This is a genomic window from Burkholderia sp. 22PA0106 (assembly GCF_047497155.1).
Lineage (GTDB): Bacteria > Pseudomonadota > Gammaproteobacteria > Burkholderiales > Burkholderiaceae > Burkholderia.
Map to the genome: position 1 here is coordinate 1,065,418 of NZ_CP163162.1, position 17,338 is coordinate 1,082,755.

The 17,338-nt window shown below is 68.4% G+C and carries 18 protein-coding genes; 7 read left to right on the forward strand and 11 right to left on the reverse strand.

The features are described from left to right. Positions 1–56: 56 nt before the first annotated feature. From AB4850_RS04615 to AB4850_RS04640, 6 genes are all read right to left on the reverse strand, one after another. Complete coding sequence (locus AB4850_RS04615; protein ID WP_414441425.1) at positions 57–422, reverse strand: DUF2946 family protein; 366 nt, start codon at positions 420–422, stop codon at positions 57–59. 329 nt (positions 423–751) lie between these two features. Then, entirely contained in the window at positions 752–979 is a 228-nt protein-coding gene (locus AB4850_RS04620) for a hypothetical protein (RefSeq protein ID WP_414441426.1), read from the reverse strand. Between the two features lie 420 nt (positions 980–1,399). Next, positions 1,400–2,122, reverse strand: a complete 723-nt coding sequence (locus tag AB4850_RS04625) for an amino acid ABC transporter ATP-binding protein (RefSeq protein WP_414441427.1) — start codon at positions 2,120–2,122, stop codon at positions 1,400–1,402. Then, positions 2,109–2,759, reverse strand: a complete 651-nt coding sequence (locus AB4850_RS04630) for an amino acid ABC transporter permease (protein WP_414441428.1) — start codon at positions 2,757–2,759, stop codon at positions 2,109–2,111. Before AB4850_RS04630 ends, AB4850_RS04625 begins: the two co-directional genes overlap by 14 nt. Continuing rightward, the gene (locus AB4850_RS04635) at positions 2,756–3,445 is read right to left on the reverse strand and encodes an amino acid ABC transporter permease (RefSeq protein ID WP_414441429.1); all 690 of its coding nucleotides are present in this window, start codon (positions 3,443–3,445) and stop codon (positions 2,756–2,758) included. The genes AB4850_RS04630 and AB4850_RS04635 overlap by 4 nt, the downstream gene beginning before the upstream one ends. A 122-nt stretch (positions 3,446–3,567) precedes the next feature. Beyond that, a complete protein-coding gene (locus AB4850_RS04640) occupies positions 3,568–4,377 on the reverse strand; it encodes a transporter substrate-binding domain-containing protein (RefSeq protein WP_414441430.1) in 810 nt (269 codons plus the stop codon). A gap of 454 nt (positions 4,378–4,831) precedes the next feature. Here AB4850_RS04640 and AB4850_RS04645 point away from each other — a divergent pair, with 454 nt between their 5' ends. Next, positions 4,832–5,353, forward strand: a complete 522-nt coding sequence (locus AB4850_RS04645) for a sigma-70 family RNA polymerase sigma factor (protein WP_414441431.1) — start codon at positions 4,832–4,834, stop codon at positions 5,351–5,353. Positions 5,354–5,595: 242 nt separating this feature from the next. Here the strand turns inward: AB4850_RS04645 and AB4850_RS04650 are convergent, their stop codons facing one another. Both AB4850_RS04650 and AB4850_RS04655 read right to left on the reverse strand, forming a co-directional pair. Next, complete coding sequence (locus AB4850_RS04650) at positions 5,596–6,015, reverse strand: CopD family protein (RefSeq protein ID WP_414441432.1); 420 nt, start codon at positions 6,013–6,015, stop codon at positions 5,596–5,598. Further along, a complete protein-coding gene (locus AB4850_RS04655; RefSeq protein WP_414441433.1) occupies positions 6,012–6,341 on the reverse strand; it encodes a DUF3817 domain-containing protein in 330 nt (109 codons plus the stop codon). Before AB4850_RS04655 ends, AB4850_RS04650 begins: the two co-directional genes overlap by 4 nt. A gap of 150 nt (positions 6,342–6,491) precedes the next feature. Here AB4850_RS04655 and AB4850_RS04660 point away from each other — a divergent pair, with 150 nt between their 5' ends. The 5 genes from AB4850_RS04660 (at position 6,492) to AB4850_RS04680 (ending at position 13,038) form a co-directional block, all read left to right on the forward strand. Beyond that, a complete protein-coding gene (locus tag AB4850_RS04660) occupies positions 6,492–7,433 on the forward strand; it encodes a GlxA family transcriptional regulator (RefSeq protein WP_414441434.1) in 942 nt (313 codons plus the stop codon). A 221-nt stretch (positions 7,434–7,654) separates the two neighbouring features. Continuing rightward, positions 7,655–8,383 (forward strand): gluconate 2-dehydrogenase subunit 3 family protein, encoded by a 729-nt coding sequence (locus AB4850_RS04665; RefSeq protein WP_414441435.1) that lies wholly within the window; start codon positions 7,655–7,657, stop codon positions 8,381–8,383. Beyond that, positions 8,380–10,158 (forward strand): GMC family oxidoreductase, encoded by a 1,779-nt coding sequence (locus tag AB4850_RS04670; RefSeq protein WP_414441961.1) that lies wholly within the window; start codon positions 8,380–8,382, stop codon positions 10,156–10,158. Before AB4850_RS04665 ends, AB4850_RS04670 begins: the two co-directional genes overlap by 4 nt. Positions 10,159–10,217: 59 nt before the next feature. After that, positions 10,218–11,624 carry a cytochrome c gene (locus tag AB4850_RS04675; RefSeq protein ID WP_414441962.1) on the forward strand — a complete coding sequence of 469 codons (1,407 nt, stop codon included), beginning with the start codon at positions 10,218–10,220 and terminating at the stop codon, positions 11,622–11,624. A gap of 241 nt (positions 11,625–11,865) precedes the next feature. After that, positions 11,866–13,038 (forward strand): sensor histidine kinase, encoded by a 1,173-nt coding sequence (locus AB4850_RS04680; protein ID WP_414441436.1) that lies wholly within the window; start codon positions 11,866–11,868, stop codon positions 13,036–13,038. A 155-nt stretch (positions 13,039–13,193) separates the two neighbouring features. On the opposite strand, the gene AB4850_RS04685 is transcribed toward AB4850_RS04680, so the two are convergent. Next, on the reverse strand, positions 13,194–13,742 hold the full coding sequence (locus tag AB4850_RS04685; protein WP_414441437.1) for a lysozyme inhibitor LprI family protein: 549 nt from the start codon (positions 13,740–13,742) through the stop codon (positions 13,194–13,196). A 25-nt stretch (positions 13,743–13,767) separates the two neighbouring features. Continuing rightward, positions 13,768–14,685: a LysR substrate-binding domain-containing protein gene (locus AB4850_RS04690; protein ID WP_414441438.1), complete on the reverse strand. Its 918-nt coding sequence runs from the start codon at positions 14,683–14,685 to the stop codon at positions 13,768–13,770. Between the two features lie 158 nt (positions 14,686–14,843). Between AB4850_RS04690 and AB4850_RS04695 the strand changes: the two genes are divergently transcribed. Continuing rightward, complete coding sequence (locus tag AB4850_RS04695; protein WP_414441439.1) at positions 14,844–16,451, forward strand: amidase; 1,608 nt, start codon at positions 14,844–14,846, stop codon at positions 16,449–16,451. Between the two features lie 123 nt (positions 16,452–16,574). On the opposite strand, the gene AB4850_RS04700 is transcribed toward AB4850_RS04695, so the two are convergent. Next, the gene (locus AB4850_RS04700) at positions 16,575–17,315 is read right to left on the reverse strand and encodes an SDR family NAD(P)-dependent oxidoreductase (protein ID WP_414441440.1); all 741 of its coding nucleotides are present in this window, start codon (positions 17,313–17,315) and stop codon (positions 16,575–16,577) included. Between the last annotated feature and the right edge of the window lie 23 nt (positions 17,316–17,338).

Sequence of the window (17,338 nt, forward strand, 5' to 3'; positions counted from 1 at the left end):
GGCGTGCAGCCCGGCAACCCGGCACACGGGCGGCGCGATCGAACGGAACGACGGAATCAGGCGAAGGCGGGTGGGGCGCGGGCCGGAGCGGCGAGCGAGAGGAAGCGGCGCGGCGGCAGCGCCTGCGCGAGGCGCGGCGCGCGCTCGACGCGGCGCTGGAACAGCGCGGCGGCCGTTGCGGCGCCGGGCGGCGCGTACACATGCGAAGCCGCGAGCGTGCAGTAGCCGCAGGCGGACAGCGCGTCGTGCGGTTGCCCCGGCCGGCCCGGATGCTGCGCCGCGGCGCAGATCGGCGCGTCCGGCCGCTGCGCGGCAGCGGCCTCCTCCAGCTGGCTGGCGAGCGGCATCAGGACCAGCAGCCAGACGGCAAGCAGGCCGAGCCAGGCGGTCAGACGGCGGCGGAAGGGAGAGGACGACGGCATCGCGCGATGGTAAACCAGTGCGCACGGTTTTGCGTCGTTTGTGAGGCAACCGTGACGGCGCGGTGGGCGTTCGTCGCGAGAAGTGGGGCGATTTGTCGCGCCCGGAAATGCGGGGTCGGGACGGGGAGAAGGGCGGCGGGGGCGGCGTTCAGGCCAGCCGGGGCGAGCACGCGGGCACCGCAGCGCAGTGGCCGTCGAACGGCCAGCGCATCAACGGCGCGACGATCGTTTCAACCGCACGCGCGCCAACGCAGCGAAACCGCCAGCGCGCGAACCCGGCGCATGTCGGCCGAATTCGCCGAAACGGCCCGCTGCGCCATCCAACCCTCTCACACGTAGTCGCGCCCATCCGGTGCGCTCGACGCAAGCCGCCCGGCGGCGGCCAGCACCGAGCGGCCGGTGGCCGTCAGGGCCGGGCGCGCGACGCCGTCCGCGTGGGGCTCGACCGAAACCAGGCGATGGGCGAGCAGGGCATCGATCTCGACGCGGCCCGGATCGATACCATCCGGTGCGCCGTGAATCAGCATCAGGGTGGCGAGTTCATGGGGGCTCAACATGGTGGACTCCGAAGGCAGGGCAACCGCGCGGCGGCGCGGGACATCGGACATACCGTAGCGACGTGAAGCCATGATGACGGGCGGCGTGAAACATGGAGCAGCGAGCCGGCATCGATACGGCGGCGAGCCGAACGCGGCGGGGTGCGTCGACGTGGCCTTGCCTGCGCTGTCGGTGCGACAGCGGGGCGGCACGCGCGCTGCGTTCGTTACGTTGACATGGACTCGCTCGGGAACGCGGCCGTTCCCGCGAAGCGTGTTACCGGCGATCACGAGCGCGAGGGGCCGTAACGATCGGCGCTGACGCGTTGCACAAGCCGCGTGCCGATGTTCGGCGCGGCGGCACGCACGGCAGTGAGCGCGCGGCGATGCTGCGCCGCAAGGCGCAGCCGCATGCCGCTTACAACAGGCGCAGGGCGCGCCTTACTGCTGGATGAACCGTTGCAGTTCGATCGTCTGCGGCGCCTCGAAGATCTGCTCCGGCGGCCCGCTTTCCCACACGCGGCCCTGGTGCATGAACACCACCTGATCGCTGACCGCGCGCGCGAAGCGCATCTCGTGCGTGACCATGATCAGCGTCATGTCTTCCTTGGCGAGTTGCTCGACCACGCCGAGCACTTCCGCCACGAGTTCCGGATCGAGCGCCGAGGTGATCTCGTCGCACAGCAGCACGGCCGGCTTCATCGCCAGCGCCCGCGCGATTGCCACGCGCTGCTGCTGCCCGCCCGACAGTTGTTCGGGAAACGCATCGAACTTTTCGCCGAGCCCCACGCGTTCGAGCATCAGCTCGGCGATCGCCCGCGCCTGATGCTTGTTGGTCTGCTTGACCACCGTCTGCGCCAGCATCACGTTCTGCCCGGCGCTCAGGTGCGGGAACAGGTTGTATTGCTGGAACACCATGCCCACCTTCAGGCGCAGCGCGCGCAGGTCGCCGCGACGCGCGTCCACGGTGGTGCCGTCGATCGTGATCGAGCCGGCGTCGATGCTCTCCAGCCCGTTCAGCGTGCGCAGGAACGTGCTCTTGCCCGAGCCGCTGCGGCCGATGATGGTCACCACCTGGCCGGGCTCGACGCTGAAGTCGATGCCTTTCAGCACGTGGTTCTGGCCGAAGTTCTTTTCGAGGGCGCGGGTTTCAACGAGCGGCATGCCATTTCCTTTGCAGCGAGCGCGCCCAGCGGGTCAGCGGATAGCAGAGCGCGAAGTAGATGAGGGCGACCAGGCCATAGACGAGAAACGGCTGGAACGTCGCGTTCGAGATCACCTGGCCGGCCTTGGTCAATTCGGTGAAGCCGATGATGGACACCAGCGCGGTGTCCTTGATCGCCTGCACGCCGAAGCCGACGGTCGGCCCGATGGCGATGCGCGCCGCTTGCGGCAGGATCACGTGGCGCAACTGTTCGAGATAGCTCATCGCCAGGCTCGACGACGCTTCCCATTGCCCGCGCGGCACCGCTTCCACGCAACCGCGCCAGATTTCGGCCAGGTACGCGCTGGTGAAGAACGTCAGGCCGAGCGTGGCGGCCACCCACGGCGGCACGTCGAGGCCGAGCAGCGGCAGGCCGAAGAACACCACGAACAACTGCATCAGCAGCGGCGTGCCCTGGAACACCTCGATATAGACCTTGACGATGCCGCGCAGCAGCGCGTTGTTCGACACGCGCATCGCGAGCAGCACCAGCGCCACCGCGCCGCCCAGCGCGAACGACACCAGCGACAGCACCACCGTCCAGCGCGCGGCCAGCAGCAGGTTGGCGAGGATCTGGCCAAACGTGAATTCGATCATCGCGCGCCTCCGATGGCGCGGCGCGCGAACAGGCGGCGGCCGGCGGTGTTCAGCGCGAAGCGCAGCACCAGCGCCATCGCCAGATAGCCGAGCGTGATCACGAAGTAGGTTTCGAACGCGCGGAAGTTGCGCGACTGGATATAGCTGGCCGCGTAGGTCAGGTCGGTCACCGAGATCTGCGAGACCACCGCCGAGCCGAGCATGGTGATGACGATCTGGCTCGTCAGCGCCGGGAACACCTTGGCGAACGCCTGCGGCAGCACCACGTGGCGGAACGCCTGGGCGCGCGACATCGCCAGCGCGGCGGCCGCCTCGTGATGGCCGCGCGGCACGGCGGCCATGCCGGCGCGCACGATCTCCACCGAATAGGCGCCGAGGTTCAGCGTCATCGCCAGCACGGCGGCCGTGACCTCGCCGATATGGATGCCGAGCGCGGGCAGGCCGAAGAACACGAAGAACAGTTGCACCAGGAACGGCGTGTTGCGGATTGCCTCGACGTAAGCGCCGGTCGCGCCGCGCAGCCAGGCGAGGCCCGGCGCGCGGGTGTCGTGGGCGGCCGCGCCGAGCACGCCGAGGCTCAGGCCGAGCACGGTCGACACGGCGGTCAGCGCGAGCGTGGTGGCGGCGCCGCTCGCGAACATGCCCGCGTACTCGGCAAGCTCGCCGAACTGAAGCTGGTAGGTCATCTCGAATGCGGATCGGTGGAAGGAGTCGGTCGGCCAGGCGTCCGCCGCCACGGCCGGAAGCGGCGCGGCGGCGGGGGCGCAAAGCCGGAAGCGGGCAGGCGCGCGGTGTGCGCCGTTACACGTTACAGGCCGGCCGGCAGCGGCTGGCCCAGCCACTTCTTCGAGATCGCGTCGAGCGCGCCGTCCTTCTTGGCCTGGGCGAGCGCGGCGTCGACCTTGGCGAGCAGGCGCGGTTCGTTCTTGTTCAGGCCCACGAAGCACGGCGAGTTCTTGATCACGAACTTGGTTTCGGGGCGGCGCGGCGGGTTCTTGGCGAGGATCGCCGCGGCCACGATGTTGCCCGCCGCGATCAGTTGCACCTGGCCGGACAGGAACGCCTGGATGGTGGCGTTGTTGTCCTCGAAGCGCTTGATGGTGGCGTTCGGCGCCATCTGCGTCAGGGCAATTTCCTCCAGCGCGCCGCGCGTCGCGCCGACGGTCTTGCCGGTCAGGTCGGCCGGGCCGGCGACCTTGATGTCGGCCGGACCGAACACGCCCTGGAAGTACGGGCCGTAGGCGGCGGAGAAATCGATCACCTTCTCGCGGTCGGGCGTCTTGCCGAGCGACGAGATCACCAGATCGACCTTGTTGGTCGTCAGGTACGGAATGCGGTTCGCGCTGTTGACCGGCACCAGCTTGAGCTTCACGCCGAGCGATTTGGCCAGCAGGGCGGCCGTGTCGATGTCATAGCCTTGCGGCTGCATGTCGGTGCCGACGGAACCGAACGGCGGATAGTCTTCCGGCACCGCCACGCGCAACTCGCCGCTCTTGGCGATCGTGTCGAGCGCATCGGCCTGGGCGGCGGGCGCGCCGAGCACCAGCAGGGCGGGAGCGGCGAGCAGCGCGGCGAGCCAGGCGCGGCGGGAGGCGGTACGGTTCGATCGAAAGTCCATCGCGAGTTCTCTGTAGGTGTTGTCGTCAGTCGGTCGGGCCGTCGGCCGGCCCCCGCTTTCATTTAGCAAGAGCCGGGCCATGCGACGGCAGGCTGGTCTAACCAGCTTCGACGGCGATGGGGGAGGGTGATGCACCGTTTTCGAGCGGAGCGCGTGCGTCATTCGGGTGCGAGGCGGCCGGAAAGCGCCGAAAGCGGGCGTGGCATGGGCCTTCGGTGGCAAATGACGGCCCGAAACGCAGCGTGACGCGTCGAGCGGATGCGTTCGAACGGGGAGGTTTCATTTGTTCATACTGGTATGACCAGTCGAGCAAACGCATGAACCGGGTTGATCACGGCCATGTCGCCCTGCATCGATCGATTGCGCAACGCCGATGATTCTATAAAATGCGAATCATTCTTATCTTCACTTCGAAATCGAATCGAAGTGTTTGTCGCAAAAAGGGGTTGTTTCGATGTCCGCTGTTCGATCCGACGTGCAACGTGAAGTGAGCGCGTTGTATCACGACCATCATGCGTGGCTGCAGGGCTGGCTGCGCCGCAAGCTCGGCAACGCGTCGGACGCGGCCGACCTGGCCCAGGACACGTTCGCGCGGGTGCTGACCGCCTGGGCCGGCGCCGATTTCGACCCCCGCGAACTGCGCGAGCCGCGCGCCTACCTCACGACGGTGGCCGGCCGGCTGGCGCTCAATCACTACCGCCGCCGCTCGCTCGAACGCGCCTGGTTCGACGCGCTGGCGCTGATGCCCGAGGCGATGACGCCGTCGGTCGAGGCGCGCTGCCTGATCCTCGAAACGCTGCACGAAATCGACGCGATGCTCGACCGGCTGCCGGCCAAGGTGCGCGGCGCGTTCCTGTTGTCGCAGCTCGAAGGGCTGACGTACGCGGAGATCGCCGAGCGGCAGGGCATCAGCGAGCGGACGGTCAAGCGGTATATGTCGGCGGCTTACGACGCGTGTTTCTTGTTGGCGTCGTGAGTGTCTGGCGGCGCGATGGTCCCTTCAAGACGGCTTGGCGACCGCCGGTATCGCAATCCTGCTGGCGTCTTGAGCGTCCGACGGCGCGGCGGTTCCCTCAGAACGGCTTGGCGATTGCCGATATCGCAATCCTGCCGGCGTCTTGAGCGTCTGACGGCGCGGCGATTTCCTCAGAACGGCTTGGCGACTGCCTATCGCAATGCCTGCTGGCGTCTTGAGCGCCTGAAGGCGCGACGGTCTCCTCAAAACGGCTTGACGACCGCCAGCATCGCAATGCCTGCCACCAGCACTACCACCGCCGGCGCAGCCCGCCACGGCCGGACCGCCGCACCGCGTCGCAGCGCGCTCAAGCGCCCCGACTGCACACCGTGCAAGCCCGACAGCACCACCACCAACACGAGCTTGACGATCAGCCAGCGCCCGCCGTCGAACCAGTGCCCCATCGTCGCCAGCCCCAGGCCGAGGCCCCACACCAGCAACATCGCGGGCGTGGTGACGTAGCGGTCCCAGCGCTCGAGCACGGCGGCGAGCGTCTGCGCGCCCGCCGCGTGCGGCGCGGCCGACAGGCACAGCGCGCCTGCGCTCACGCCTCCCACGAACACCAGCGCCGCCGCGACGTGCAGCGCCTTGAGCCACGGATACAGCATCGCAAGCGTCATCATCGGGCCGCCTCGGCTCGCTGCGTGGCGATTCGGCGCGACAGGCGCGCCGCATTGACGAAGCCGCCGAACGGCACGAGCGCCAGCCCCAGCAGCATGGCCGTGTCGGTACCGCGCCAGTTCGCTTCGGACGCCGTGCGCAGCGCGAGCCACCCATGCGCGAGGAACGTGAGGCCATGCACCGGCCCCATCAGATGCACGGCCCAATTCGCGCCGGCCAGATGCTTGAGCGGCACGGCCACGCAGAGCAGCAGGAGCAGCGTGATCGCCTCGGCAATGCAGGAGATGCGCAGGCGGCGCAGCGCGTCGAGGGGGGAGGGAGGGGGCATGTCGGTCTCGCGGTCGGACGTTGAGGGGGGAGTGCATTTATAACGTCCATGCGCGCATTGGCGAGAGTGGCAGGATTGACGAAATCAGATCGTTTACTGCCATCGGCTGATAAAGTTCGTTTTCCCTTTCCTCGATTGCCCCCGCCCGTCATGCGAACCGTCGTCATCCTGGCGCTGCAAGGCGTCGTCCCGTCCGATCTCGGCATCCCCTGCGATGTATTCGGTCGCGTGCTCGACGCCGGCGGCGCGCCCGCCTATGGCGTGCGGGTGGCCGGCGAGGCGGCGCGCGTCAGCGCGGGCGCCTTCGAGATTCGCGTGCGGTTCGGGCTGGCGGCGTTGGCCGACGCGGACATGGTGGTGGTGCCCGGCATCGAGAACGCGCGGCGCCCGCAGTCGGCCGCCGTCACGCGCGCCTTGCGGGCCGCGAGCGAGCGCGGCGCGCTGGTGACCTCGATCTGCACGGGCGCGTTCGTGCTGGCCGCAGCGGGCCTGCTCGACGGGCGGCGCGCCACCACGCACTGGGCCGCCGCCGAGGAACTGGCGCGCCGCTATCCCGCCGTGTCGGTGGATCCCGGCGTGCTGTTCGTCGACGACGGCTCGATCGTGACCTCGGCCGGCGCATCGGCCGGCCTCGACATGTGCCTGCACCTGGTGCGCCGGCATCACGGCCAGGCCATCGCCGCGCACGCCGCGCGGCTGGCGGTGGCGCCGCTGCATCGCGACGGCGGCCAGGCGCAGTTCATTCACCAGCAGGCGCCGGCGCCGCGCGACAGCCTGGCGGGCGTGGTGGACTGGATGGTGGCCCACCTCGATCAACCGCTCGACGTCGCCACGCTGGCCGCCCAGGCCTGCATGACGCCGCGCACGTTCGCGCGCCGGTTCCGCGACCAGACCGGCACCACGCCGATCCAGTGGCTGCTGCGGCAGCGCATCCGCCGCGCGCAGGAATGGCTCGAAACGGGGCCGGCGTCGATCGAGCAGATCGCTGCCGCGACCGGTTTCGATTCCCCCGTGACGTTCCGCGCGCGCTTCCAACGCTTCGTCGGCGTGTCGCCGAGCGTCTACCGCAAGCGCTTCTCCCGTCCCGTCTGACGCCGCCCAGCACCCCGTCGCGCGATTGATGCCAATCATGCAATAAGCCGTTGCGACTGAATATCGCACAATGGAACCGGTTCCATTTATACTGCGAGCGCCAAATTGCGTCGAAACGAAAAATCCGGCCGCGGTATCGCGTATTTTTCGAGATGGCGGGGCCGTGGCGTTCGACGCCTGTCGTCCCGCACCCGTCGCTCCCATCACGAACGGACCCCATCATGACCACCCCTCCCGACAAGCCGGGCTCGCGACGCCGTTTCCTGCAGACGACGATTGCGCTCGTCCCGGCCGCTTCGCTGGCCGGCTGCGATCTCGGCCAGCCAAGCGCTGCGGCTTCTGCTCAGACGTCGTCCCAGGCCGCCGCCAGCGGCCCCTACAAGCCGCGCTTCTTCGACACCGCCGAATGGGCGTTCGTGAACGCCGCCTGCGACCGGCTGATTCCCGCCGATGCCGAAGGCCCCGGCGCGCTCGAAGCCGGTGCGCCCGAATTCATCGATCGTCAGATGGATACGCCGTATGCGCACGGCGCGACCTGGTACATGCAGGGGCCGTTCCAGGAGGGCGCGCCCGAACTGGGCTACCAGCTCAAGCTGGTGCCGCGCGACATCTACCGGCTCGGCATCGCGGCGGTGAACCGCTATTGCCGTACCGCCTACGGCAAGCCGTTCGCGGACCTCGATGCGGCCACCCGCGACGGCGTGCTCGGCGCGCTCGAGGCCGGCAAGGTGGAGCTGGGCGACGTGCCGGCCAAGACGTTCTTCGGGCAATTGCTGCAGAACACGCGCGAAGGCTATTTCTGCGACCCGGTGCACGGCGGCAACCGCGAGATGGCCGCGTGGAAGATGATCGGCTTCCCCGGCGCGCGCGCGGATTTCATGGATTTCGTCAATCAGGACGGCAAGGCCTATCCGTACGCGCCGCTGTCGATCAATGGGGAGCGTGGCTGATGGCCGAGAAGAAACCGCATGTCGATGCCGTGGTGGTGGGCTTCGGCTGGACCGGCGCGATCCTCGCGAAGGAATTGACCGAGGCGGGGCTGTCGGTGGTGGCGCTGGAGCGCGGCGAATATCGCGACACGTACCCTGACGGCGCTTACCCGAACACGCTCGACGAGCTGACCTACAGCGTGCGCAAGAAGCTGTTCCTCGACCTGTCGAAGACGACCGTGTCGATCCGCCACGCGCCCGGCGACACCGCGCTGCCGTATCGCCAGCTCGCGGCGTTCCTGCCCGGCGAGGGCGTGGGCGGCGCGGGGCTGCACTGGTCGGGCGTGCATTTCCGGATCACGCCCGAGGAGCTGCGCCTGCGCAGCCATTACGAGGAACGCTACGGCAAGCGGTTCATCCCCGAAGGCATGACGATCCAGGATTACGGCGTCAGCTACGAGGAACTCGAACCGTATTTCGATTTCGCCGAGAAGGTGTTCGGCACCTCGGGGCAGGCCTATCGCGTGGACGGCAAGGTGGTGGGCGACGGCAACGTGTTCGAGGCCAGCCGCAGCAACCCCTTTCCGTTGCCCGCGCAACTGAATACCTATTCGGCGCAGCGTTTCTCCGACGCCGCCAGATCGATCGGGTTGCATCCGTACCGGCTGCCGTCGGCCAACACGTCGGGGCCGTATACGAACCCGTACGGCGTGCAGATGGGGCCGTGCAATTTCTGCGGCTATTGCAGCGGCTATGCCTGCTACATGTATTCGAAGGCGTCGCCGAACCTGAACATCCTGCCCGCGCTCAAGCAGGAGCCGAAGTTCGAGCTGCGTTCGAAGTGCCATGTGCTGCGCGTCGAACTCGACGGCGACAAGAAACGCGCCACCGGCGTGACCTATGTCGACCCGGCCGGCCGCGAGGTGTTCCAGCCGGCCGATCTCGTGATCGTGGCCGCGTTCCAGTATCACAACGTGCATCTGCTGCTGCTGTCGGGCATCGGCAAGCCCTACGACCCGGTGTCGGGCGAGGGCGTGGTGGGGCGCAACTTCGCGTACCAGAACCTCTCGACCATCAAGGCGTTCTTCGACAAGGACACCTGGACGAACCCGTTCGTGGGCGCAGGCGGCAACGGCGTGGCCGTCGACGATTTCAACGCCGACAACTTCGACCACGGGCCGCTCGGCTTCGTCGGCGGGTCGCCGTTGTGGGTCAACCAGGCCGGCACCAAGCCGATCAGCGGCATCGCCACGCCGGCCGGCACGCCGGCCTGGGGCTCGGCGTGGAAGAAGGCCGTCAAGGACAACTACGCGCATACCGTGTCGATGGACGCGCACGGCTCGAACATGTCGTACCGCGACGTGTTCCTCGATCTCGATCCGACCTACCGCGATTCGTACGGCCAGCCGCTGCTGCGCATGACGTTCGACTGGAAGGACAACGACATCAAGATGGCGCAGTACGTGACCGGCCAGATGAAGAAGATCGCCGAGGCGATGGGGCCGAAGGCGATCGGCGTGTCGACGCGCGAGTTCGGCAAGCACTTCGACGCGCGTCAGTACCAGACGACTCACCTCGTCGGCGGCGCGGTGATGGGCACCGACCCGAAGACCAGCGTGCTAAACCGCTATTTGCAGAGCTGGGACGTGCACAACGTGTTCGTGATGGGCGCATCGGCGTTCCCGCAGGGGATCGGCTACAACCCCACCGGGCTGGTGGCCGCGCTGGCCTACTGGTCGGCGCGCGCGATCCGCACGCAGTATCTGAAGAACCCCGGCCCGTTGGTGAGCGTATGAAGCAGAGCATCTTTTCTAGGGGCACGCGGTTGGCGCGGGCGGCGGCAGTGGTGGTGGCGATGGCCGGGGTGGTGGCGGTTGTGGCGTGGCCGGCGGCTCAGGCGTGGGCCGACGGGGCTGCGGCTTCGACGGCTGCGGTATCGGCTTCGACATCAGCATCGGCATCGGCATCGACATCGGCTTCCATTTCGGCCTCGGTCTCGGCCTCCTCCGTCGCGGCCGCCGATCTGCTCAAGCGCGGCGAATATCTGGCGCGGGCCGGCGATTGCATCGCCTGCCACACCGCGTCGGGCGGCAAGCCGTTCGCGGGCGGCCTGAAGTTCGCCACGCCGATCGGCGCGATCTATTCGACCAACATCACGCCGGACCCCGCCAGCGGCATCGGCGGCTGGAGCCTGGCCGATTTCGATCGCGCCGTGCGTTCGGGCGTGCGCAAGAACGGCGACACGCTGTATCCGGCGATGCCGTATCCGTCGTACGCGCGGTTGTCCGACGAAGACGTGCGCGCGATGTACGCATACTTCATGCACGGCGTGACGCCGGTCGAGCAGGCCAACCGGCCCGTGGATATCGTCTGGCCGCTGTCGATGCGCTGGCCGCTCGGCATCTGGCGCAAGCTGTACGCGCCCGCGCCGCAGCCGTTCGACGCCGCGCGCTACCCCGACGCCGTGCTCGCGCGCGGAGCCTACCTCGTGCAGGGCCTCGGCCATTGCGGCGCGTGCCACACGCCGCGCGCGCCGACCATGCAGGAACGCGCGCTGACCGATGCCGACGGCCTCGACTTCCTGGCCGGCGGCGCGGCCATCGACGGCTGGGTGCCCACCAGCCTGCGCGGCGAGCCACGCACCGGCCTCGGCACGTGGTCCGAGCCGGAGATCGTGCAGTTCCTGAAGAGCGGCCGCAACGCCCACACTGCGGCGTTCGGCGGCATGACCGACGTGGTCGATCACAGCATGCAGTACCTCAGCGATGCCGACCTGAACGCGATGGCGCGTTACCTGAAGACCTTGCCGCCACGCGCGACCGGCGAGACGCCGTATGCGTACGACGACGCGGCCGCCAAGGCGCTGCGCGCCGGCGACGCGAGCAAGGCCGGCGCGGCTGTCTACGTCGACAACTGCATGGCCTGCCATCGCAGCGACGGCCGCGGCTACACGCGCGTGTTCCCGGCGCTCGGCGGCAACCCGGTGGTGCAGGGCGCCGATCCGGCCTCGCTGATTCACGTGGTGCTGGAAGGCGCGGCGCTGAACGGCACGCACACCGCGCCGTCGACGTTCACGATGCCGCCGTTCGGCTGGCGGCTGTCGGATCAGGAAGTGGCGGAGGTCGCGACGTTCGTGCGCACGAGTTGGGGCAACAGCGGGGCGCCGGTGACGGCCGCGCAGGTGGCGAAGCTGCGCAAGACGTATCCGGGCACGCGGCCCGATGCGCCGGCGGGGGCGAGCTTCGGGCGAACGGGGCGGTAGGCGCTGGTGTGGCCCCTCGCCGAGGGATCGGCCTGTCGCTCCGGCGCGCGATCCCTCGCCAAAATGCCGCAGGCCCGAGGCTATAATCGCGAATCTCCCGTGTGGGCGTGGGGTTTCGACCGCGCCAGACGATGCGGCCCGGGTGGGCCGCCGAGCACACGGCGCAGCGGGGTGTTGCATGAAAAACGAACCAGGGGTGTCGCCGGATTCGCACGAATCGATTGCGCGGGATATCGGCGCCGTGAATCGCATCAGCGCGGTGCCTTCCATCCTGAAAATGATCTGCGACGAAACAGGGATGGGCTTCGCGGCCGTCGCGCGCGTGACCGACGCCACCTGGACGGCTTGCGCGGTGCTGGACAACGTCGATTTCGGCTTGAAGCCGGGCGGCCAGCTCGAGCTGAAAACCACGCTGTGTTTCGAATCCCGCGCGCTCAACGCGCCCATCGTCATCGACCAGTTCAGCCAGGACGCCACCTATCGCGGCCATCACACCGGGCAGATATACGGGCTGGAAAGCTATATTTCGATTCCGATCGTGCTGCCGAACGGCAGCTATTTCGGCAACCTGTGCGCGATCGATGCGCGGCCGGCGAAGGTATCGGAGCCGCGCATCGTGCGCATGTTCGAGGTGTTTGCCCAACTGATCGGCATGCAACTCGATAACGAACTGCGCCTGTGGTCGGCCGACGCGATGTTGAGGAAGGAGAAGGAGACGGCGGGCTTGCGCGAGCAGTTCATCGCGGTGCTGTGCCACGACCTTCGCAACCCGCTGTCCACCGTCAACGCCACGGCGGAGTGGCTGGTCCGGCGCCCGTCGGAGCCCGAGGTGGTCGCGGCCGGCCAGCGCCTGCGACGCACCGTGAGCCGGATGACGGGCCTGATCGGCGACATGATGGATTTCGCGCGGGGGCAGTTCGGTGCGGGCATCGCCATGTCGATCGAGACGGTGGAACTGCTCGACACGCATCTGTTTGCGGTGGTGGACGAACTGACCGTGGCCAATCCCACTCGCGTGATCGTGTCCGACATATCCGTCGCGCCCTCCGTGCAGGTCGATCTGCGCCGAATGCAGCAGCTTCTGTCTAACCTGCTCGGCAACGCGTTGACGCATGGCGCGCAGGATCAGCCGATCCGTGTCGACGTGAGCCACGTTCAGGACATCCTGTCGATCTCGGTCACCAATGGGGGCAATCCGATTCCGGAGCATCTGCTGCCGAGGCTGTTCGAGCCGTACTGGCGGTCACCCGACAGCCGGCTTGGCGGCGGGCTGGGCTTGGGCCTGTTCATTTGCCATCAGATCGCGATCGCGCATGGCGGAACGCTGGAGGTGCGCTCCAGCCTGGAAGGCGGAACCACGTTCTGCGCCCGGCTGCCGGCGATGCAAACGGCTGTCAAGGCGCAAGTCGATTGAGCCGGCCGGGTGGCTGCGGCTACCTTAGAAGCGGTTTGACGTGATTCGCTTCAAAAATGGGGCGCGCCGGGTTCGGGATCGGCATGTGGTGTTGTCCGGATCATGCCGATTTTCATCTCGATTCTCATCCCGATTCGCAGCGGCCCCATGCACCATCAATTCGCCAGGCGCGACTCGAGTTCATCCGCACGCGCGTCCGTTTTGCGCAATTCGCAATCGGGCAGCGTCACGCCGCCGTTACCGCTCTGGCATTCCTCGTCACGGTTTTTCAGCCAGGCCAGTTCGTCGGCCTTCAGCGCCTTGCGCTTGGCCTGATCGCTGCCGTATTTGTGGGCCAGTTTCCCGTAGACCTTGTTCAGGCGCGTGTCCTGAATCGCCAATTCCTTCTCGACGCACAGGTCGAGTTGCACCGCGTTGCCGGCCGCGCGATCGCGGCAGGCCGCATATTCGGGGGACGTTTCGGCGAAACTGTTTTGCGAAAGGATCAGGCATGCGCCGGACAACACGAGCAGCTTTTTCATTCGGAATGAGTCCTGGTTGATTTGATTGGGATATGACGTCATGTGCCGCAGGATGGCGGGCGTCATGATACGGCCAGATTTACCGGGATAACCGTGTTTTCGGTGTTGAAATGTTTTTGAAAGAAAATTGGGCCCATGCCGAATAATCGAATTCGGCATGAATTGATAATCGGTGATTTTCATTCGCCGATTCCGTCGAAACTCATCGTTAATCGGCCGGCCCGGTTTCGCCGATGCGCAACTGCGTCTTCAGGTAATGCAGGAATGCCTGCAGCTTCGGCGACGGCGCGCGCTCGCGAGGGAACAGCGCGTTGAAATCCTGTGGCGGCCCGATCCAGTCGGGCAGCACGCGAACCAGCCGCCCGGCTTCGACCTCGGGCGCCATGCCGGCGTCCATCGCCAGCAGCAGGCCCAGGCCGGCGCGCGCCGCGTCGAGCACCAGCGCCGGATCGCTGGCCACGATCACCGGCTCCACGGCGTAGCGCGCCGGCTTGCGGCTGGCCTTGCGCAGCGGCCAGAGGTAGCCGCTGTCGCTGCGCGCCTGGTGGAGGGCGAGCACGGGGTGTTGCGGCAGATCGTCCGGGGTGGCCGGCGCGCCGTGCCGTTCGACATAGGCGGGGCTGGCGTAGACGGCGGTCGAGAAGGTGCCGAGCCGGCGCGCCACGAGGCTCGAATCGGGCAGCGCGCCGAGCCGCAGCGCGACATCCACGTCCTCGCCGAACAGGTCGATCGGGATATGCGAGGCGACGATGTCGAGCCGCACGTCGGGGTAGCGCGTGCAGAAGCCGGCGATCAGCGGCGCGATCCAGGTCGCGCCGAACGAGTAGGGCAGCGTCACGCGCAGCCAGCCGCCCGGTGTGCCGCGAATGCGCTGCACGGCGTGCTCGGCTGCGTCGAGCTGCCCGGCGATCGCGCGGCAATGCTCGAAGTAGGCGGTGCCCGCTTCGGTGAGGCGAAGCTTGCGCGTGGTCCGGTGCAACAGGTGCGCGCCGAGGTGCGCCTCCAGTTCGCGCACGCGCCGGCTGACGGTGGTTTTCGGGGTTTGCAAGGCGGCTGCGGCGGCGGTGAAGCTGCCCGATCGAACCACTTGCAGGAACACCAGCGTGTCGTTGAGGTCGCGGCTCATCGGCGGAAAAGCGGGCGAGGGTGGGCGGTCATGGCGGCAGATTAGCACGCCAATCGTGCCACCCATGGCGCAATCCTTGCCGCTTTGACCGACTAATCGGCCGCCTCGCCAACCCCTATCGTGTGACCTTCTCCATCGCTTCCAACGGGAAGGCATCCATGAACCTCAACGAATACGCGAGCCACGACGCCATCGGCCTGGCGCAACGCGTCGCAGCAGGCGACGTGACCGCGTCGGAACTGGCCGAGTTGGCCCGTCGGGCGATCGACGCCGTCAACCCCGAGATCAACGCCGTGATCGAGCACTGGGCCGTCGAGGGTGGCGTTGGCGACGCTGGTGGTATTGGCAACTGCGATATGGGCACCCGCAACGCAGGCACCCGCAACGCAGGCGCCCGTAACGCAGACGCCCGTAACGCAGACGCCCGCGATGCTGACACCCGCGATGCCGATGCCCGCAACGCAGACGCCCGCAACGCGGACACCGCGCAGCCGGCCGCCGGCCCGCTGTCCGGCGTGCCGTTTCTGATCAAGGATCTTGCGGTTTCGATGCGCGGCAAGCGTGTCGAACTGGGCAGCCGGCTCGCGGCGGGCCTGGTGGCCGAGCACGACTCCTGGCTGATGTCGCGGTTTCGCGCGGCCGGGCTGCAGACGATCGGCCGCACCACCACGCCGGAGATGGCGTTCAGCACCGCGACCGAATCGGTGCAGCAGGGCGCGACGCGCAACCCGTGGCACACGGCACTGAGCGCGGGCGGCTCCAGCGGCGGATCGGCCGCCGCCGTGGCGGCCGGCGCGGTGCCGCTCGCGCATGCCACGGACGCGGCCGGCTCGATCCGCGTGCCGGCCGCCAGCACCGGCCTGTTCGGCCTGAAGCCCACGCGCGGGCGCAGCTCGAACGGCCCCGCGCTCGACGAGGTGTTCGCGGGCTTCGGCGTGCAACTGGGCGTGAGCCGCAGCGTGCGCGATAGCGCCGCGCTGCTCGACGCGATCCAGGGGCACGCGAGCGGCGACCCGTACGTGACGGCCGCGCCGCCGCGCAGCTTCCTGTCGGAAGTGGGCCGCGAGCCGGGCGCGCTGACGATCGGCGTGATGATCGATCCATGGGACGCGAGCCGCACCGATCCCGCCATCGCGGCGGCCACGCGCGCCACCGTTCAACTGCTCGAAGACCTCGGCCATACGGTGATCGAGATGCGGCCGTCGCTCGGCATGTCGTGGGAGGCGTTCGTCGAACTGAACGCGACGATCTGGACGGCCACGCTGGTGGGCTGGATCGACGCTCTGGCGGCGGCCACCGGCCGCCCGATCGATCTCACGACGCTGGAGCCGGCCACGCTGGCCTGTTTTCGTCATGGCCAGGCGGCGCGCGCGTCGGAATTCGCGGCGGCGCTGGCGGGGCGCAACACGGTGGCGCGCGCGGTGGGCGGCTGGTTCGAGGCGGTGGACGTGCTGCTCACGCCGACGCTGCCGCAGATGCCGCCCGCCATCGGCGTGTACGGCGCGGGCGCCGACGCGATGACGGGCCTCGAATGGACCGCGCGCGTGTTCGGCCATGCGCCGTTCACGCCGCCGTTCAATGTCGCGGGCGTGCCGGCGATGTCGGTGCCGCTCGAAACGCATCCGCAATCGGGCCTGCCGATCGGCCTGCAGTTCGCGGCGGGTTTTGCGCGTGAGGACATCTTGCTGCGGCTCGCCGGGCAACTGGAGCGCGCGCGGCCGTGGGCTGGTCGTCGGCCGGTGGTGTGGGCGGGTGATCGCGGTTGAGGCGGGACGGAGCGGGCCTCTGAGGCCGGGGCCGAGGCCGGTACTCGACCCCGGCACCCGAGGCTGGCACCCGAGGCCAGCACCGAACCCGCTACAGCCCCCCCGGCCACGCATCCGACCTTGTCAGAACACCAGCCCCCCCGCCACATCGATCGTCGAGCCCGTCACCCAGCCTGCGTCGTCCGACACGGCGAACGACACCGCTGCCGCGATGTCGGCCGGCTTGCCGGAGCGGCCGAGCGGCGTCTTCTCGATGAGCGGCGCGAGCAGTTCGCGCGGGATGTGGCTGTTGCCTTCGGTGTCGGTGAAGCCGGGCGCGATGCCGACCACGCGGATCGCGCGCGGGGCGAGTTCGAGCGCGAGCGAGCGCGTCAGCGTGTCGACCGCGCCCTTGGTCGCGCAGTACACGTGCGCCATCCCGGTCGGGCTTTTCGCCACGCCCGAGCTGATGTTCACGATCACGCCGCCGTCGGGCAACGCGCGCGCGGCGGCTTGCGTCATCAGCAGCAGGCCGCGCACGTTCACGCCGAAGTGCCGGTCGATCGATTCGGCGCTGAAGGTGTCGATCGAATCGATCGCGTAGATGCCCGCGTTGTTGACGAGGATGTCGAGCCGCCCGAACGCGGCGAGCGTGGCCTCGACCAGCGCCTGCGGGCCGCCGTGCTCGGCCACGTCGGCCTGCACGGCGACGGCTTCGCCGCCCGCCGCCACGATGCGTTCCACCAGCGCGTGCGCCGGTTCGGCGTCGCGCGTGTAGTTGACGACCACCTTCGCGCCGTCCGCCGCCAGCCGCAGCGCGATGCCCGCGCCGATGCCCTTCGAAGATCCCGTCACGATGGCCGTCTTGCCTGCGAGTCGCGTCATGCCTGCTCCTGATTGTGAAGTGA

Coding starts and splice junctions, on each gene's coding strand:
- AB4850_RS04650 (WP_414441432.1), bottom strand. CDS start 6,015: ATGATGACGCTTGCGATGCTGTATCCGTGGCTCAAGGCGCTGCACGTC.
- AB4850_RS04620 (WP_414441426.1), bottom strand. CDS start 979: ATGTTGAGCCCCCATGAACTCGCCACCCTGATGCTGATTCACGGCGCA.
- AB4850_RS04685 (WP_414441437.1), bottom strand. CDS start 13,742: ATGAAAATCACCGATTATCAATTCATGCCGAATTCGATTATTCGGCAT.
- AB4850_RS04615 (WP_414441425.1), bottom strand. CDS start 422: ATGCCGTCGTCCTCTCCCTTCCGCCGCCGTCTGACCGCCTGGCTCGGC.
- AB4850_RS04655 (WP_414441433.1), bottom strand. CDS start 6,341: ATGCCCCCTCCCTCCCCCCTCGACGCGCTGCGCCGCCTGCGCATCTCC.
- AB4850_RS04665 (WP_414441435.1), top strand. CDS start 7,655: ATGACCACCCCTCCCGACAAGCCGGGCTCGCGACGCCGTTTCCTGCAG.
- AB4850_RS04690 (WP_414441438.1), bottom strand. CDS start 14,685: ATGAGCCGCGACCTCAACGACACGCTGGTGTTCCTGCAAGTGGTTCGA.
- AB4850_RS04635 (WP_414441429.1), bottom strand. CDS start 3,445: ATGACCTACCAGCTTCAGTTCGGCGAGCTTGCCGAGTACGCGGGCATG.
- AB4850_RS04700 (WP_414441440.1), bottom strand. CDS start 17,315: ATGACGCGACTCGCAGGCAAGACGGCCATCGTGACGGGATCTTCGAAG.
- AB4850_RS04640 (WP_414441430.1), bottom strand. CDS start 4,377: ATGGACTTTCGATCGAACCGTACCGCCTCCCGCCGCGCCTGGCTCGCC.
- AB4850_RS04630 (WP_414441428.1), bottom strand. CDS start 2,759: ATGATCGAATTCACGTTTGGCCAGATCCTCGCCAACCTGCTGCTGGCC.
- AB4850_RS04625 (WP_414441427.1), bottom strand. CDS start 2,122: ATGCCGCTCGTTGAAACCCGCGCCCTCGAAAAGAACTTCGGCCAGAAC.
- AB4850_RS04695 (WP_414441439.1), top strand. CDS start 14,844: ATGAACCTCAACGAATACGCGAGCCACGACGCCATCGGCCTGGCGCAA.
- AB4850_RS04660 (WP_414441434.1), top strand. CDS start 6,492: ATGCGAACCGTCGTCATCCTGGCGCTGCAAGGCGTCGTCCCGTCCGAT.
- AB4850_RS04645 (WP_414441431.1), top strand. CDS start 4,832: ATGTCCGCTGTTCGATCCGACGTGCAACGTGAAGTGAGCGCGTTGTAT.
- AB4850_RS04675 (WP_414441962.1), top strand. CDS start 10,218: ATGGCCGGGGTGGTGGCGGTTGTGGCGTGGCCGGCGGCTCAGGCGTGG.